This is a genomic window from Parapedobacter lycopersici (assembly GCF_040395035.1).
Taxonomy (GTDB): Bacteria; Bacteroidota; Bacteroidia; order Sphingobacteriales; family Sphingobacteriaceae; genus Parapedobacter; species Parapedobacter lycopersici_A.
Genome location: NZ_JBEBRB010000054.1, coordinates 1 through 17,320, shown reverse-complemented (window position 1 = coordinate 17,320; position 17,320 = coordinate 1). Strand labels below are relative to the sequence as shown.

The following is a 17,320-nucleotide window of genomic DNA, read 5'->3' as shown; positions in this document are numbered from 1 at the left end:
TCCAGATGATCAGCCACGGTTTTCTATCGGCAGCACTGTTTTTTCTGGTCGGGGTACTTTACGACCGGGTACACGACCGTGATATTTATCATTTCAGGGGCCTGGCCTCAACCATGCCCCGCTATACGGCGCTGGTGGCGATAACGTTCTTTGCCTCATTGGGATTGCCGGGATTCTCTGCTTTTATCGGCGAAGCTTTTGTTATCATCGGGGCCTTTAATTCGGAAAGTACCCATGGTGTATTGCCCCGGTGGATGGCCATTGCAGGCTCGGTGGGTATTCTGCTCAGTGCTGCTTATTTCCTGTGGACCCTGCAACGGATGTTTTTTGGCCAGCCCCGGTTTAAGGGCGGCCAGGAATGGCTGGCGGTGCTGAAGGACACCAGTACACGGGAAACCCTGATCATGCTACCCATGCTCATGCTGGCACTGACGCTGGGGATTTATCCGGCGTTTGCATTGGAAAAAATCAACGCCTCGGTGCTGGCGTTGGTATCGTGGGTAACGGGAAGCTAACAGGCTATGCAGGCAACACAGTTCCATATCACATCATTACTGGATCAGGTCATTTCCGGATTACCGGGCTTACTGCCTGAACTGGTGCTGATCGCCGCATTCGTTCTCAGTATTTTTTCGGGTGTATTTGTTGACCGGCTGTGGCGGCACAGCACGTTGGCTGTTGCGCTGCTCGGCATGATTGCAGCGGCCGTATGCAGCGGACTGGAACTGCGTACACCGGCCACGGAAAACCTGCTCTTCGGTACGGTACTGCCCGACGCCTTTGCCGGATATATCCGGATATTCATCGCCGCCGCATGTATTTTGTTTGCACTATCGATTGCTGCCAACCCGGGTTTTACCGCGCACCGGAAAAAAACGGCTGATTTATACAGCGTGCTGATTGCGGTCCACGTCGGGCTTAACCTGATGGCGATGGCCACACATTGGCTGATGTTGTTTGTTGCCATCGAACTGGTCTCCATTGGCTCTTATATTATGGTCGGCTACCTCGCCAAAGAGGCGCGGCAGACGGAAGCTGCGATGAAATATGCGTTATTCGGGGCGGTGTGCTCTGCGGTCATGTTATACGGACTGTCGTTGCTATACGGCTTCACAGGCAGCCTGGAGTTCACTGCGCAGCCTTTTATCAATGGGCTGACGGCCACACCCCCGCTGCTGACCACACTGGCATTGGTTCTGGTCTTTACGGGTATCGGGTTCAAACTATCCTTTGTACCTTTCCATTTCTGGAGTCCGGATGTTTACCAGGGGGCTCCCACTCCCGTGACCGCATTTCTTTCGACTGCTCCAAAAATTGCGGGGATGGCGATGCTGGTGCGGATACTGTATGCCTGGCCGGAAAGCAGCGCCCCGGCGCAGTCGCTGCATACCATGCTGCTCGTGGCTGCCATTGCCACCATGTTATTGGGTAACCTGGCTGCCCTGCGTCAGGCAAATGTGAAGCGTATGATGGCGTATTCATCCATCGGACACACCGGTTTCCTGATGATGGCGGCGCTGGCTTATTCCGCAGGTGATTATACGGTCCTGCTGTTCTACCTTGCAGTATATACGATTATGAATATGGGGGTATTCATGCTCGCTGATCATATTGAATCCCGGACAGGCGCAACCGACCTTGCCGCATACAACGGTTTGGGCAAACGCGTTCCGCTTGCCATGATCTGTTTCGTGATTCTCGTGATCTCGCTGACGGGTATACCCCCTACTGCGGGATTTGTAAGTAAGCTGCTGATATTTTCAGTTGTATTTGAACGGTGGCAGGCAACCGGTAATCCGGGTATGATCGGCCTGCTAATCGTGGGAGCACTCACTACGGTCATTTCGCTGTTTTATTATTTTAAAGTACCGTTGAATGCTTTTCTGAAAAAGCCGGATGCCGACCAGCCCATGGAAACCGCCCCGTTGTCCGGCGGACTGCTGTGGCTGATCGTGATCTTATCCGGTGCCACCCTCGTGTTTGGCATTTTTCCGCAATGGCTAACCAACTGGTTTGGGTAACCCCTACAATAACATCGCTTTAAGTATCGCCTGTGCGTAATCGCCCCAGTTTTTCAGGCTGGCTTCCAGTTCGGCACGCAGCTGACCGTAATTGACCGCTTTACCCCTTTTTGGCACCTCCAGTTCCTGAGCTGTAACAGGCCGGTCCTCCACACTTGTTGCAAAGTAAGTCGTGTTCTCGTAGGGAAGCGCAACACCAAGGATCATACCCGGCAATCCGGCAAATGATTCCGGGCCACCCGATACTGGAATCTGGTCCGTATAGAACGCAACTACGTATATGGAATCGAGTACCACCGCATTGGCCCGCCGGCATTGGTAACCGGCGATCTCTCGTGTTTCGTTGGTAATACGCCATTGGATACGACGGATACTATCGGTAATGAGGTATGTCTGCTCATACACGCTTTTCTGGCTGATACGCTGCCCCGTAAACAGGTCGGCTACAATGGTATTTCCCAGGTCTACGGAGGGGTCGTTACCAAAAAAGCCGGCCGAAGGCGTGGCCTGATCATCCAGCGGCCAAAAGCGTGTCCGGTTGCCATCAAAGGCAAGACGATACTTGAATGTCTTAAATTGCGGATTACTCCGCTGATATTGTTCAAAAGCCTGCTCCATGAATGAATTACTGCCCACCCTGCTCTTGATCTTGGCATACATATTCACCCGTTTCTCAAATGCGACTACACCCTGCTTAACAAAGTGTGCATATTGTGCTTGTAGCAATTGGCAGGAAAGCATCAAACCCACCAAACAGGCTAACGGAAAGGAAATCTTGATTCTCATGATCGCTAATTTTGTACGGATACTCCTCCCATTTTACTGAAATCCCAAGTGAGCGAAAATAACAGGAAACGGGTAATCGTGGTGTAACTGTTTTGTGTAAACATATTGTTATTGGCATACCGGCTGAAACCGCTGTTCTGGTTAAACAGGTCATTTACCCCGATGGAAAAACGGAGTGTCTCGTCCTTAAGAAATTTCTTGCCGACCGAAGCATCAACAATAAACTGCTCAAAATTTTCATCAAACAGCGCCGTAGGTGCGGTGTAGGTATACCGGCCTTCGGATGTGATTTCCAGTTTCCAGGGCAGGAAGATGCTGAAACCAAAGCGTCCATTCAGTCCCCATCCGTCATTGTTGCGTTGCTGTTGCAATGATGCCCTGCTATACGTATAGGACGGACCGAAACTGATATTGAAACCGTATTTTTTCTGAATGTACTGCCGGATCGTCAGGTTACCCGAATAAGTTGAATTTTGAGTCTTGTTCAGCTCCCCGTTAGTCAGGTTGTAATAGGTATTGCCGTTGGCCTCCAGTCCACCGCCAACATCGACGTTGAATTTTTTGATGTTCTTACTGAAGCCGGAATAAAAGCCGTAGTTCATCGGCGACTTCCCGTTCAAATTGGCATACTGAAGGACACTCCGTCCGACAGCATCGGTGTTCACGTTGCTGACGATGGGATTTCCGGTATTGGAAAAACTACCGGAGAAATAGATATACTGATTTCCAATCACCCTGAATGAGTTGTAACTCAAATTAATCCGGTTAGTAAATGAAGGCTTAAGATCGGGGTTTCCCAATACAATATTTAACGGATCGTCATTTATACGCACAGGCTGTATCTGGCTGATGGTTGGCTGGGTATTGTTACCGTTGTAGGAAAAACGAAGTGATTTCTGCTGCGAAAAACGATATTGCCATGTCAATTGCGGGTTGTGGTTGGTGAAACTGCGCCCAAAGTGATTGTCGGCATACCGGTCGGTCTGGTCAAATTGCACACGACTTACCCGGGTGCCTACATTAAGTATGGATTTCCCTTTGCGAAAATTAAGGATTGCCCCCAACTGGTTAGTAAGTTGGTTTAATTTAAAATCATTGCTGTACAACGAGTCCAAAGCCGTATAATTTCCTGTCCCGGCTTCGTTAAAAGATTGCCTGAGGGAGGTCCCATTGTTTGCTGAAAGCCGGTAATTCACCACCATGGAGAGCGTTTTGGTAAACGGCTCCGAATAGGTGATATTTGAATTAAATACGGAGTTTCTGCTATCATTTACCTTCATTTGGTCTACCAGGGAAGTGCTGTCAATTACGCCATCCGCGTAAAAGGAGTTTGCAGCATACAGCCGACCGTTGGACTTACTTTGACTAATAGTTTCATTGACCTCCCAGGAAAGCGTCCGTCCCTGCTTACGTAACTTTTTTGTCCACAATGCTGTCAGATAGGCGTCCTGTCCTTCCGTATCGTTGTTGGTACGGCGCACCGATTCATTAAGCATCCCGCCTAGGGCATCCGTACCTATTGACTGATTAAACGCCGCGGTTTCCCCGTTTTTCAATGTTCCATCCACCGTCACCTTCAGTGTCGATGTCGAATCAAACTGCGTTTCGAAAATTGCCGCGGCACGCTGCCGGAATATCCGTCGATCAAAGGTTTGGTCAGCTATGGTGTGGATCGCGCCGCCGGGCAGTTCATTCTGGGTTATCGTAGTGCCCGATCCATTCACGCGCAGTTCTCCTATTTTGTAATTCCCGTTGATGGATTGCCTGCCGTCATTCCATTTGTTGCTGTAATAAACGCCTCCATTGAGCGCGGAAGGGATCCCCTGTCCGTCGTAACGCCCACTCCACGATTCAATGTCGTCCTGGCCCCCGGTCGATGTGAACATAATCCCTCCGTCGTCCATAAACGTCATTGAACCGGAGGGTGCATACCGTTGCGCGTCTTGCCAGTTCAACCCTGTACGGCCGGTGTTGCCCAGGGTACCAAATGTCGAAAATCGTTGCTTGTCGTTAAAGCGGTTGAACATCACCTGTCCCTGGTACATGTTGTTGGTACCGGCACCGACATCCACTTTACCGAAATACCCTCTTTTCTGGTCGTCTTTCAACTGAATGTTCAGTGTTCTGGTGCGTTCTCCATCATCGACTCCCGTAAATTCGGCCTGGTCGCTTTGCTTGTCGTACAGCTGGACTTTGTCAACCATGTCTCCCCGAAGGTTGCGGGTAACCAGCACGGGATCATCACCGAAAAACTCTTCGCCATCTACAAGCACCTTATTTACAGTTTGTCCCTGTGCCGTAATCTTACCGTCCTGGTCGACCTGAATACCCGGTAACTGCTTAAGTAAGTCTTCCACCTTCGCGTTGGGTTGGATCACAAAGCTTGCGGCATCGTATTCCGTGGTATCGCCGCGGATGGTAATAGCCTGACTGCGGTTTACCAACACCTCCTCCAGTAATTTCGTACGTAATACCAACCCCAGGTTACCAAAATCGATCGTACCAGCGGTACTGTCCAGCGTAAATTGTTCCACATAATCGGCATATTCCGGGTACGTAGCCATCAGCAAGTATTCACCTGGAGCCAGCCCGTCGATTTGGAAATTCCCTCCCTGGTCCGTTCTGGCAAACCGGTAAAGCATGGAATCACGCGCTTGCATCAGCACAATGGAAGCCTGCGCCAATCCGACGTCAGATACCGTATCGATTACAACGCCTTGAACTGCTAATCGCTGTACCTGTGCGGCTGCCGACAGCCAGCCGGCACTAATGACAATCAGCGCGATGAGAAATTGTTTCATTGGTTAGATTTATGGTCATGGTTATCTGCTTTCTATTCTACGAATTAATCGTAAAAATACGAATATAAAGTATTTACCAAATAACCAATAACTTATTTAACTATTTTTAACACATCGTCCGAAGGAATCGGTAAACAGTATGGTATTCATCAATACATTATGTAGTTTTGTCCTGAACCGTTAATCGCACGACTTATGCAAAAAATCAAAGCGTACGTAGCTACCCATCAACAGCGTTTCCTTGACGAATTATTTGAATTGCTCCGATATCCATCGGTAAGCGCAGATCCGAAATACAAAGACGATGTAAGCCGGACCGCAGCGTTCGTGGCTCAAAAACTGCGCGATGCAGGAGCCGATAACGTGGAAGTATGCCCTACTGCGGGCCACCCGATCGTATACGGTGAAAAAATCATTGATCCGGATCGGCCTACTGTACTGGTGTATGGACATTATGATGTACAGCCGCCTGACCCGCTGGAACTTTGGGAAACTCCTCCTTTTGAGCCCACCGTACGTGACGGCAAGATATTCGCCCGTGGCGCATGCGACGATAAAGGGCAGTTTTATATGCATATTAAGGCACTTGAGCTGATGGAAGCGACCGGCACACTGGCCTGCAATATCAAGTTTATGATTGAAGGGGAAGAAGAAGTAGGATCCGATCACCTGGGTGAATTTGTAAAGGCGAATACGGAACGGCTCGCGGCGGATATTGTGCTGATCTCAGATACGGCGATGATCAGTCTTGATACGCCTTCACTCGAGACCGGCCTCCGCGGACTGTCATACCTCGAAGTGGAAGTCACCGGCCCGAACCGGGACCTGCATTCAGGTGTATACGGTGGTGCCGTAGCCAATCCCGCCACTGTGCTGGCCAAACTGATCGCATCATTACATGACGCGGATAACCGGATCGCTATTCCGGGCTTCTATGACGATGTAGTAGCACTCACTGACGCAGAACGCAAGGCACTCAACGAAGCACCTTTCGATGAAGCTGAATATAAAAAGGACCTCGGTATTGACGCGCTTTGGGGCGAAAAAGGATATACAACAATCGAACGTACCGGTATTCGGCCTACCCTTGAAGTTAACGGCATCTGGGGTGGATACATCGGAGAAGGGGCTAAAACAGTGTTACCTTCAAAAGCACATGCCAAAATCTCCATGCGGCTGGTTCCTAACCAGGATTCGCACGCAATCACCGAGTTATTTGTAAAACATTTTGAGCGCATTGCTCCGGATTACGTAAAGGTGAAAGTAACACCGCACCACGGCGGTGAACCCGCGGTGACGCCTACCGATAGCAGGGCCTACCGAGCGGCTGAAAAAGCAATCGAAACCGCCTTTGGAAAAAAGCCAATTCCTACTCGCGGTGGTGGCAGCATTCCAATTGTTTCTTTGTTTGAAAAAGTGCTTGGCCTGAAAACGGTACTCATGGGCTTTGGTCTCGATAGCGATAACCTCCACTCGCCTAACGAAAAGTACGACATTGCCAATTACCTGAAAGGGATTGAAACCATTCCGCTGTTCCATAAATATTTTGCAGCGCTGGATTGATGGCATAACAGGGTAAGGATGGTACGTTTATTAAGAAAATTGCATCGCTACCTGTATCTGGCATCCGTCCTATTTTTCTTTACCCTGTTTTATCCGGTCCTGTGGATACTTGCACAGGATCCGGAACGTCATTTTAACCGTATCGCGCGATGCCGCCGCATCATTGGCGTGCTGAGTTCGGCCATGGTGGGTATTTTTTACCGCTTTCGATACGAAACGGCCGTTGATTGGTCGAAACCACACATTATCTGTGCGAATCACACCTCCAACCTGGACATTACAGCGCTCGTTCTGCTTTGTCCGACGGGATTTTCGTTCATGGGTAAAATGGAATTGCTCAATAATCCGGTAACGGGAATGTTTTTCCGGACAATTGACATCCCGTTGAAACGCGACAGTAAAATTTCGGCATTCCGTGCTTTCCAACGTGCGCTTGTGCATATCAAACAGGGCAAGAGCATGGCCATCTTTCCGGAAGGCCATATAGGCGAGGAGTTTCCTCCGCGACTTTACAGTTTCAAAAATGGTCCGTTTAAACTGGCCATTGAAGCACAGGTGCCAATCATCCCTGTGGTTATCCAAAATGCGTGGAGGCTTCATTGGGATGAAGCGCGTCAATTCGGCAGCAGGCCCGGCATCGTTCGCGTGGAAGTACTGGCACCCGTTGTCCTTAACAATTCCGATCCCGCTGGGGCTGACCACTTGCGGGATGAGGTATATAACCGGATCCGGGAGCAATGGAACAGGATCGGGGGACTGTAACATTTTCTCTTTACATTCGTCTTATCAAAATAAAATACAGTTATGTCACAACAGCCACTTATTCAAATCCGTGATATCGGGCGCAAATATGTCATTGGTGCCGAAACCATCCATGCACTAAAATCGGTGACCCTCCAAATCAATAAAGGTGAATTCGTGGCGCTTATGGGGCCTTCGGGATCTGGGAAATCCACCCTGATGAACATCCTGGGCTGCCTGGATACGCCGACACGCGGGGAATATGTCCTCAATGGAGTTAATGTAAGTGATATGACGGATGATGAACTCGCTGAAGTACGAAATAAGGAAATTGGATTTGTATTCCAGACATTCAACCTGCTTCCGCGTTCTACCTCACTGGATAACGTGGCACTCCCGCTGATCTATGCTGGATTAAGCAGAAAGAGCCGCGAAGAAAAAGCACAGGCGGCACTTGAAAGCGTAGGATTGGGTAATCGGGTAGACCACAAGCCAAATGAATTATCCGGCGGACAGCGCCAACGCGTAGCGGTAGCCCGGGCCCTCATCAATGATCCCTCGATCATACTTGCCGATGAACCAACTGGAAACCTGGATACCAAAACATCGGTTGAAATCATGGGATTGCTCGAAGAAATACATTCCAAAGGAAATACCATCATCCTGGTTACCCACGAAGAAGATATTGCGCAGCATGCTCACCGCATCGTGCGGATGCGCGATGGTTTAATTGAAGATGATTACCCGAACAACGACATTAAGCAAGTTTCACCCCGGCTTGCGGCACTGCGGGAAAAAGGGAGCGATTTTGAGCATATTTAGTGTTTGCACGTATATAATGTACACACATAACACACCTAACTCCTTAGTTATAAATAACTTAAACCACCTATTAAAAATGTTATCAAAAAATTTAAAAAACATAATATAAATATTATATTTTTGCGCAAAATTAAATTAAAGTATTGAGTTATGTATTGGACATTAGAGTTAGCCTCGCATTTGGAAGATGCACCATGGCCAGCAACAAAAGACGAACTCATTGACTACGCCATACGCTCGGGAGCGCCTGTCGAGGTGATTGAAAACCTGCAGGCCCTTGAAGACGATGGGGAGCCCTATGAAAACATTGAGGAGATTTGGCCAGACTATCCGACCAAGGATGATTTCTTCTTCAACGAAGACGAATATTAATATAAAACTGCCCCGTATATTGCGGGGCAGTTTTGTTAATTACCCGTCTGAAAAAAACCCGATTGCTATTGCATCTTTCAAAATAAACAGCCATATTTGCCTCACTGAAATCAAATGACTTCTTTAGCAGTATATATTACGTGGTGGTGGCCCGGCAGTTAATTGTTGGGGCAGCACTTATTGATTATCGTAATCGCTATACAGTATATCATAACGGCTTGCCAATATAGGCGAGCTTTTTTTTTACCTCTTACACTGCATGAAACAGATTTTAACACATCTTTTTGAATATAAAACCTTCACGAAAAATGAAGCCTATGAGATTTTAACCAATATTGCCTCAGGTAAGTACAATGCCTCGCAGATTGCGGCATTTATGACGGCATACGGCATGCGCAGCATACGGGTAGAAGAATTGGCCGGCTTTCGTGATGCCATGTATGACCTGTGTCTCAAAATGGATTTTCCGGGGTATGACCTGATTGATCTATGCGGTACGGGCGGTGATGGTAAAAATACGTTTAACATTTCCACTCTGGCGTCCTTTATTGTGGCCGGGGCAGGGTACACTGTAGCCAAACACGGCAATTATGGTGTTTCATCCAGTTGCGGATCATCGAATGTGATCGAATATCTCGGCCATGTTTTCACGAATGACAAGGACGAAATTAAACGACAGCTGGACACGGCTAACATCTGTTTCCTTCATGCACCGCTCTTTCACCCGGCGATGAAGACCGTCGCTCCCATACGCCGTGAATTGGGTGTAAAAACTTTTTTTAATATGATTGGCCCGTTGGTTAATCCTACCAATCCCCGCTATCAATCTGTTGGTGTGTTCAGTTTGGAGATTGCCCGCCTGTACGGTTATCTGTACCAGCATACGGATAAACAATATACGATATTGCACGCATTAGATGGTTACGATGAAGTCTCGCTCACGGGTGACTTCAAAACAATCAGCGGCCGCGGGGAACAGTATCATACTGTTCAGCAATTGGGTTTCGAACCTATCGACCCCCGCTTGATAACCGGAGGGGAAACCATAAAGGAAGCCGCAGACATTTTTATGCGTGTACTAAGTGGAGATGGGACTGACACCCAGAACATGGTGGTATTGACCAATGCGGCTATTGCCATCCAGACCATCCATCCGGAGAAAAGCTTTGGCGATTGCTATTACGAAGCTGAGGCATCCCTGGTTGGAAAAAATGCCCTGGGCTGCTTAAAGAAACTGATAGGCAGCCAATAAGCTGCGGCCAATGCCTTTGATATGGTGCATCGAACCATTGGACAAAAGATTGGCACAGAATAAGAATAAAAGAAAAATGATACAAAACGGCTGACAGCCAATAGCTGGCAAGGAAAATGAAACCCAAAATAAAGATATGCGGACTGAAGGATCGGGAAAACATCCTGGATGTGATCGGGCTACAGCCAGATTATATCGGTTTTATTTTCCATGCACCGTCCAGTCGTTTTGTCGACCAGCTGGACCCCGAATGGGTTAAAACATTACAGGGAGCGAAAAAGACGGGGGTTTTCGTAAACCATCCACTCGAAGAAGTACAGGCGGCTATTAATGCGTATGATTTCCAGGCTGTACAACTGCATGGCCATGAATCTCCTGCGTATTGCGTGGCCCTACGGACACAGCGTGTGGAGGTTATCAAGGCATTTGGTATCGGAGCCGAATACGATTGGTCGCATTTGATTCCCTATGAAGATGCGGCAGACTATTACCTGTTCGACACTCAGAGCGCCCAATACGGCGGCACGGGAAAGGTGTTCGACTGGAAACTGTTGGAAGATTATCCATCTGACAAATCGTATTTTTTGAGCGGGGGACTCCGTTATGAGAACATCCGGGAAGCCCTTGGGCTGAATGACTCCCGGTGTTACGCCCTGGATTTAAATTCCAAATTTGAAACCAGCCCGGGCGTTAAGAACATTGAATTACTGAAGAAAACATTTCAACTGATAGCACGATGAGTAAATACCAGGTTAACGAAAAGGGGTATTACGGTAATTTCGGAGGCGCATATATACCCGAGATGCTTTATCCCAATGTGGAGGAACTTCGCCAGCAGTACCTGACAATCATGCAGCGTCCTGATTTCAAGGCCGAGTTCAACCAGTTATTGAAAGACTACGTGGGACGGCCATCGCCGCTTTACCTTGCCAAGCGCTTGTCCGAACGGTATAAGGCCAATATTTTCCTCAAACGGGAGGACCTAAACCACACGGGTGCGCATAAAATAAACAACACCATCGGGCAGATTCTGCTTGCCGAGCGCCTGGGAAAAAAACGCATCATTGCCGAAACCGGTGCCGGGCAGCATGGGGTGGCTACCGCAACCGTATGCGCATTGAAAGGACTGGAATGTGTCGTTTACATGGGCGCGGTCGACATCGAACGGCAGGCACCCAATGTGGCGCGGATGAAAATGATGGGCGCCGAAGTAGTGGCGGCTAACTCCGGCAGCAAGACCCTGAAAGACGCGACCAATGAAGCACTGCGCGACTGGATAAATAATCCGGTGGATACGCACTACATCATCGGGTCGGTGGTGGGTCCACATCCTTACCCGGATATGGTAGCGCGCTTTCAATCGGTAATTTCCGAAGAAACAAAGCGACAATTGCAAGAACAGACCGGACGTGAAAACCCCGATTTTGCCATTGCCTGTGTAGGTGGCGGCAGTAATGCCATCGGTATGTTTTATCATTTTCTTGATGAACCGACGGTGCGACTGGTTGCTGTAGAGGCTGCCGGATTGGGTGTGGAGTCCGGAGAGTCAGCAGCTACCACGGCTCTGGGACGGGAGGGTGTGTTGCATGGCAGCAGGTCCATTTTAATGCAAACGGCAGATGGTCAGGTGATAGAACCTTATTCCATATCGGCTGGACTTGACTATCCGGGCATCGGGCCACAGCATGCCTGGCTCTATACATCGGGGCGTGCACAGTATAGCAGCATTACAGACGACGAAGCGATGCAGGCCGGCCTGCTGCTTACCCGGTTGGAGGGAATCATACCTGCCATTGAAAGTGCACATGCGCTGGCCCAATTGGAAAAAATGACGTTTCGCAAAGATGACAACGTCGTTGTTTGCCTTTCGGGCCGGGGAGATAAGGATTTGGATAATTACATGAAGTATTTCGGGTTTTAACCATGAACAGCATTAACAGCTTATTTGCCGAAAAGGGCAACAAACGCGTCCTTTCTATCTACTTTACCGCCGGGTATCCTACATTGGACAGCACCCTGGATATTGCCGAGGCACTTGAAAAGTCAGGGGCTGATTTCCTGGAAATCGGCTTCCCCTACTCGGATCCGGTGGCGGATGGTCCCATTATCCAGCACAGTTCGGAAATCGCCCTGAAAAACGGGATGACGCTGGCGCTGCTTTTTGACCAGCTTAAGGTCCTGCGTCAGCGAGTGACTATCCCCGTACTGCTAATGGGTTATGTGAATCCGGTGCTGCAATACGGTATTGAACGGTTTTGCCGCGACTGCAGGGCTGTAGGGGTAGATGGCGTTATCGTACCCGACCTACCAATGGATGAATATGAGACACACTACCGGGAGATCTTCCGGAAAAACGACCTCAGCAACATCTTCCTGGTAACCCCGCAAACAACCGAGGTGCGGATCCGCAAGATCGATCAGTTATCGACCGGCTTTATCTACCTGCTCTCTTCCTCGGCCACTACCGGTAAAAACCTGACCGTATCGGAAAGCACAGCGGCTTATTTTACACGGATCCAGCGCATGGAGCTAACTAACCCTGTAGTGATTGGATTCGGGATCGCTGATCGCACGACCTTCGTCCGGGCTACCGATTTTGCCGACGGTGCCATCGTCGGCAGCGCCTTTGTCCGTTTATTGGGAGAAGTGGATTACCTGGAAAAAATCCCGGAATTTATCCGGCAGCTGAAATCATAATCACGTCGCGGTTCGCGGATAGGCGTCAAGCGCCTAATCCGCCCGCTCCTGAAGCACTTTTCCTGCGGTATCGAGGGTAAGTTCCAATTCCTCCATGCGGTTTTCCAGTTCAACGCGATAGGTGACCTGTTGACCCGACTCGATCTTTTTCGCATCGTTCACCCGGTAATTACCATATTCGGCCGCTAATTGCTTTTTAACAGCATCGGGCAGGGATGCAGTGGAAATTTCTTCAATGTGCCGTTCCAGCTTACCGTCGGGACTGATATACACCGTGTGATCCCGCTGCATCAATCCCATTTCAAATTCAGCCTCAAATAAGCCGGAGGCTGTTTTTTCCCATTCGACATTCCGGGCTTTCGAAAACTGTTGCTGAAAGGTATTCAAAACCACCGCGGGCAGATTCCGCTGCGCAATATGTTGTGCCAAAGCCGGGGAAGTGGCTAACCCCATAGCCAGCAATCCCAATGTTACCTGTTTTAATTTCATTGCTTTTCTATTATTTTTTGTCAAAGTAACACACGGAAACCGGAAAAATTTTGGAATCCTGCTTAAATTACATCCGTTTTACAAATAGGGTTTCAACGTTATTCAAACCAGACCACCTAATAGTTTCCCCAATGCGTTCCTGTGCGGTCATTTGAACTGCGCCCTTTTATTCCTATTTTTGCTGCGGCTAAACTTCTTTGACTGAATGGTGCAGGAAACACAGGATCATCCCCTCTCCTTTAATAATACGGAAATAGCCTTCCGCGGCAGAAGCGACAATGACCTTAAACGGGCCTACTGGCTATTCAAGCTGCTCGGCAGTCAGTTGCTTGTAAAAATAGGAACTCCGTTCACCCGATTTGCCTTACGTATTGGTTTACCGATATCCGGACTGATCCGCCGGACAATTTACCGGCATTTCTGTGGCGGCGAAACCATCTCGGGATGTAAAGCCGCTATCCAAAGCCTGGCGGACCAGCATACAGGTACCATCCTGGATTATTCAGTGGAAGGAGAAGACTCGGAAACAGACTTTGACCACACCTGTGAAGAGATTCTGCGGACGGTGGCTTATGCCCAAGCCCATACACATATTCCATTCTCGGTATTTAAGCCTTCGGGACTCGGTCCATTCAGCGTACTGGAAAAAATAAACCGTCGGGAAACCCTGAGTACGGAGGAGGTCTTGGCATACGACCGATTAAAGCACCGTATCGACCGGATCTGCAAAGCCTGCCACGATGCAGGCGTAAGCGTGCTGATTGATGCCGAACATTCGTGGATCCAGCAGGCAATCGACGATATCGCTCGGGAAATGATGCAGCAATACAATAAACAGACCCCGATCGTATACAACACCTATCAGTTATACCGGAACGACAAGCTGGCTTCGCTTAAAGCCGATTATTACCTGGCAGAAACAGCCGGCTTCTTTCTCGGCGCCAAACTGGTTCGCGGTGCTTATATGGAAACGGAACGCGAACGCGCCGCTGAACTCGGCTATCCTGTCCCCATCCAGCCGGACAAAGCCACAACCGACCGTGACTACGATAATGCGGTGCGGTTCTGCCTGGATCACATTGATCGCCTGGGCATGATGGCCGGCACGCATAACGAGGCCAGCAGCCTGTTACTGGCCACCGAAATTGATCGCCGTAACCTACCACGCGACCATCCGCATATTTATTTTGCCCAGCTGCTTGGCATGAGCGATAACCTCACGTTTAACCTGGCGGAAGCGGGTTACCGGGTAGCCAAGTACATGCCATACGGACCGGTAAAAGCCGTCATGCCTTATCTCTTCCGCAGGGCGGCGGAGAATACCGCAGTCGTCGGACAGGTAGGTCGGGAACTCGCACTCATCACCAAAGAAATAAAGCGAAGGAAACATAGATGATGGAGATACAGCAACATATGACAATACAACAGCAATTGGATGCGTTAACCCGTATCAGCAACCGGAAAAATTACCGTGCTTTCCTTTACGATTGTGATGGCACGCTCGCCGATAATATGGACGCACATAAAGCGGCATATGCCGAAGCAGCAGCGCGGCATGGTGTAACGCTGGATACTGCCATCATTGATGAGTTGGCCGGATGGCCAACGGTACTCGTGGTCGAAGAGATCAACCGACGGTATGGAAGCCAGTTAATTGCGCAGGAATTCGCCGCGGAAAAATCGGCTATATTTATCGAAAAATACATTACCGATACGGTACCCATCGCATTTGTGGTGGAACACCTGAAAAGTCATGTTGGCAAAATACGTGTTGGTGTGGTATCTGGGGGTAGCCGCAATACCGTTACGAAAACACTGACCGTAATCGGGTTGCTGGACACGATTGAAACACTGGTCTGCGCCGGTGACACCGCACATGGAAAACCTCATCCCGATCCGTTTTTACTGGCCGCAGAACAGCTGGGCGTCGATCCTCAGGATTGCCTGGTATTCGAGGACGGTGATCCCGGTGTACAGGGCGCCATTGCAGCCGGTATGGACTGGGTACGTATCGATCAGCTATAACGACCTAGAATCCGGTTACAATCCGGATCCCGCCATTGGTCAGGTCCATATCCTCACGGGATAGCCGTCCAACGGGAAGTTTAAAGTAAGGCTCCAGGGAAATGGAGAGCTTCGATGAAACGGGAATGCGCCGACCGATCGAAAAATTAACAAATCCGGCGTACCCTTTGCCCTGTAACGGCTGCTCGTTGGACCGCTCGGCCGAATGGACAGCCTTCAGGTTTCCGGATTGATCCGTCGGCTGGTTGATGTGGTCAACGAAATGGTTGGTTCTCCTTTCATTCAGGATACCCAGAAAAGACACACCTACAGCCGTATAAAACCCTTCGGTAACATGATATCGCAGGTTTAACGGAACATCAATGGCAAGTAATGTACTGGTTACCGAGGTGACTTCCCGGCTCCTGTAAGGTTCCTGAATACCGGGTTCATGCCCCGGCATAGGTGAATCCAAACTCATCTGGGGAACATGCGGCTGGCCAACCTGTTGCTGGGCAACTCCCAGGTCGTTGAGGGAAACCCCCGAGGCCAGTGAAATTTTATCGGACACCCGATAGGCCACGGCGAAACCACCTCCCATATTCAACCGTTCACTGGTCATTGATGGGGCAACGACAATGCCGAGGTCCCATTTATCAGCCGTTTCCCGATTCCCGTCACGTACTGACCCGGTATAATCGGATCGTCCGGATCCCATTGCAAACAGCGGTTCACCAGACGAACGGTGTTCGGATTCCATCGGTGATGCAGGTTTCATCTCTGTTGGCGTGGCCGCCAGCGCGGCCGCGGATGTATCTGTTGCACTTTCTGCTGCACTGGGCTGTAGCTCCGATGCAGCAACCACCCGTTGTGTATCTGCTGTCGCGGCCATACGTGCAAGCATAGGCTGTATTGCTGATGTTCCTCGTGTAACATGTTCCGGTTCACCCGGTGTCTGCCGTTTCCTGGCGGCCAACGGAAGTGGTACTGTACCTACCTCCCCGTTCCCCTTCCCATCCGGACGGCGTTGCCCAGCAACTACGGGCGGAGTTACTACTTGGTTTTCAGGCTCATCTATTATCGGATCCTGCGTACCGGAAACCACCGGTGACGCTGCCGGGGCCTGCCGGGCGATACGCCTATCACTTTGCGGACCGGTAAACCAGAATAGGCCGGCAGCCAATAGCACCACTGCAGCCGCAGCCCAGCCGAGCCAGGCTATTGGTTTCCGCGGCCGGCCGGCGGAACGCGCAGAAAACCGCTCCCAGGCACCTTCCTTATACGGTTCGGCATGATTGCGCAACTTATCCGCGATATGCTCGATTAATTCCCTATTTTTTTCCGTTTCGTCCATTAAAACTTTGCAGTAATATCTATTGACTCCAAATACAGTTTCCTTAATTTTTTCTTCGCCCGCGTTAAATACGTACGCGAAGTGCTCTCGGGAATCTCCAGCATGGCCGCAACCTCCTCGTGCGAGTAACCCTCCACTTCATACAGATTGAATATCGCCCGCTGCATTTCCGGTAACCGGTCCAGCAGCTTTAGGATATCCGCAACCTCAAGGTCACCTGACACATTGACCTGGTTTGGACCAAGTTCCTGTTCACTGACATCATCCAGCGCGACAAGCTGCTTTTTAGCCCGAAGAAAATCAATGGAGATGTTAGCGGCAATCCGGGCTAACCAGGAACGGAACGACTTCTCAAAACGGGGTCCCTCCTCTTTGCTGCTGAATGTGGCTATTTTATTAAATGCCCGCATAAAACTTT

17 protein-coding genes are annotated in these 17,320 nt (G+C 49.7%); 12 read left to right on the top strand and 5 right to left on the bottom strand.

What is annotated here, in order from left to right:
- On the top strand, positions 1-515 hold a 515-nt coding region (locus ABWO75_RS10560), incomplete at its 5' end, for a proton-conducting transporter transmembrane domain-containing protein (protein ID WP_353185316.1).
- 6 nt (positions 516-521) lie between these two features.
- Complete coding sequence (locus ABWO75_RS10555; protein ID WP_353185314.1) at positions 522-2,021, top strand: NADH-quinone oxidoreductase subunit N; 1,500 nt, start codon at positions 522-524, stop codon at positions 2,019-2,021.
- A gap of 3 nt (positions 2,022-2,024) precedes the next feature.
- On the opposite strand, the gene ABWO75_RS10550 is transcribed toward ABWO75_RS10555, so the two are convergent.
- Together ABWO75_RS10550 and ABWO75_RS10545 are read right to left on the bottom strand one after the other, a co-directional pair.
- Positions 2,025-2,807 carry a GLPGLI family protein gene (locus ABWO75_RS10550; protein ID WP_353185312.1) on the bottom strand — a complete coding sequence of 261 codons (783 nt, stop codon included), beginning with the start codon at positions 2,805-2,807 and terminating at the stop codon, positions 2,025-2,027.
- Positions 2,808-2,812: 5 nt separating this feature from the next.
- Positions 2,813-5,608, bottom strand: coding sequence for an outer membrane beta-barrel family protein (locus ABWO75_RS10545; protein WP_353185310.1), 2,796 nt, complete (start codon positions 5,606-5,608; stop codon positions 2,813-2,815).
- A 195-nt stretch (positions 5,609-5,803) separates the two neighbouring features.
- Between ABWO75_RS10545 and ABWO75_RS10540 the strand changes: the two genes are divergently transcribed.
- The 8 genes from ABWO75_RS10540 (at position 5,804) to trpA (ending at position 13,055) form a co-directional block, all read left to right on the top strand.
- Positions 5,804-7,171 carry a dipeptidase gene (locus ABWO75_RS10540; protein ID WP_353185308.1) on the top strand — a complete coding sequence of 456 codons (1,368 nt, stop codon included), beginning with the start codon at positions 5,804-5,806 and terminating at the stop codon, positions 7,169-7,171.
- 18 nt (positions 7,172-7,189) lie between these two features.
- Positions 7,190-7,933 carry a lysophospholipid acyltransferase family protein gene (locus ABWO75_RS10535; RefSeq protein ID WP_353185306.1) on the top strand — a complete coding sequence of 248 codons (744 nt, stop codon included), beginning with the start codon at positions 7,190-7,192 and terminating at the stop codon, positions 7,931-7,933.
- 42 nt (positions 7,934-7,975) lie between these two features.
- Positions 7,976-8,734: an ABC transporter ATP-binding protein gene (locus tag ABWO75_RS10530; RefSeq protein WP_353185304.1), complete on the top strand. Its 759-nt coding sequence runs from the start codon at positions 7,976-7,978 to the stop codon at positions 8,732-8,734.
- Positions 8,735-8,884: 150 nt separating this feature from the next.
- Positions 8,885-9,106, top strand: coding sequence for a DUF2795 domain-containing protein (locus tag ABWO75_RS10525; RefSeq protein WP_002996718.1), 222 nt, complete (start codon positions 8,885-8,887; stop codon positions 9,104-9,106).
- 259 nt (positions 9,107-9,365) lie between these two features.
- Positions 9,366-10,358: an anthranilate phosphoribosyltransferase gene (trpD, locus tag ABWO75_RS10520; protein WP_353185302.1), complete on the top strand. Its 993-nt coding sequence runs from the start codon at positions 9,366-9,368 to the stop codon at positions 10,356-10,358.
- A gap of 116 nt (positions 10,359-10,474) precedes the next feature.
- Complete coding sequence (locus ABWO75_RS10515) at positions 10,475-11,098, top strand: phosphoribosylanthranilate isomerase (protein WP_353185300.1); 624 nt, start codon at positions 10,475-10,477, stop codon at positions 11,096-11,098.
- Positions 11,095-12,279 carry a tryptophan synthase subunit beta gene (gene trpB, locus ABWO75_RS10510; protein ID WP_353185298.1) on the top strand — a complete coding sequence of 395 codons (1,185 nt, stop codon included), beginning with the start codon at positions 11,095-11,097 and terminating at the stop codon, positions 12,277-12,279. The genes ABWO75_RS10515 and trpB overlap by 4 nt, the downstream gene beginning before the upstream one ends.
- Before the next feature lie 2 nt (positions 12,280-12,281).
- On the top strand, positions 12,282-13,055 hold the full coding sequence (gene trpA / locus ABWO75_RS10505) for a tryptophan synthase subunit alpha (protein WP_353185296.1): 774 nt from the start codon (positions 12,282-12,284) through the stop codon (positions 13,053-13,055).
- 33 nt (positions 13,056-13,088) lie between these two features.
- Here the strand turns inward: trpA and ABWO75_RS10500 are convergent, their stop codons facing one another.
- Positions 13,089-13,544 carry a PepSY-like domain-containing protein gene (locus ABWO75_RS10500; protein ID WP_353185294.1) on the bottom strand — a complete coding sequence of 152 codons (456 nt, stop codon included), beginning with the start codon at positions 13,542-13,544 and terminating at the stop codon, positions 13,089-13,091.
- A 205-nt stretch (positions 13,545-13,749) separates the two neighbouring features.
- Here ABWO75_RS10500 and ABWO75_RS10495 point away from each other — a divergent pair, with 205 nt between their 5' ends.
- Positions 13,750-14,940 (top strand): proline dehydrogenase family protein, encoded by a 1,191-nt coding sequence (locus ABWO75_RS10495; protein ID WP_353185292.1) that lies wholly within the window; start codon positions 13,750-13,752, stop codon positions 14,938-14,940.
- Entirely contained in the window at positions 14,937-15,569 is a 633-nt protein-coding gene (locus ABWO75_RS10490) for an HAD family hydrolase (RefSeq protein ID WP_353185290.1), read from the top strand. The genes ABWO75_RS10495 and ABWO75_RS10490 overlap by 4 nt, the downstream gene beginning before the upstream one ends.
- Positions 15,570-15,573: 4 nt before the next feature.
- Here ABWO75_RS10490 and ABWO75_RS10485 read toward each other — a convergent pair whose 3' ends face one another.
- Together ABWO75_RS10485 and ABWO75_RS10480 are read right to left on the bottom strand one after the other, a co-directional pair.
- Positions 15,574-16,902, bottom strand: a complete 1,329-nt coding sequence (locus ABWO75_RS10485; RefSeq protein ID WP_353185288.1) for a hypothetical protein — start codon at positions 16,900-16,902, stop codon at positions 15,574-15,576.
- On the bottom strand, positions 16,902-17,320 hold a 419-nt coding region (locus ABWO75_RS10480; protein WP_353185286.1), incomplete at its 5' end, for an RNA polymerase sigma factor. The genes ABWO75_RS10480 and ABWO75_RS10485, both read right to left, overlap by 1 nt.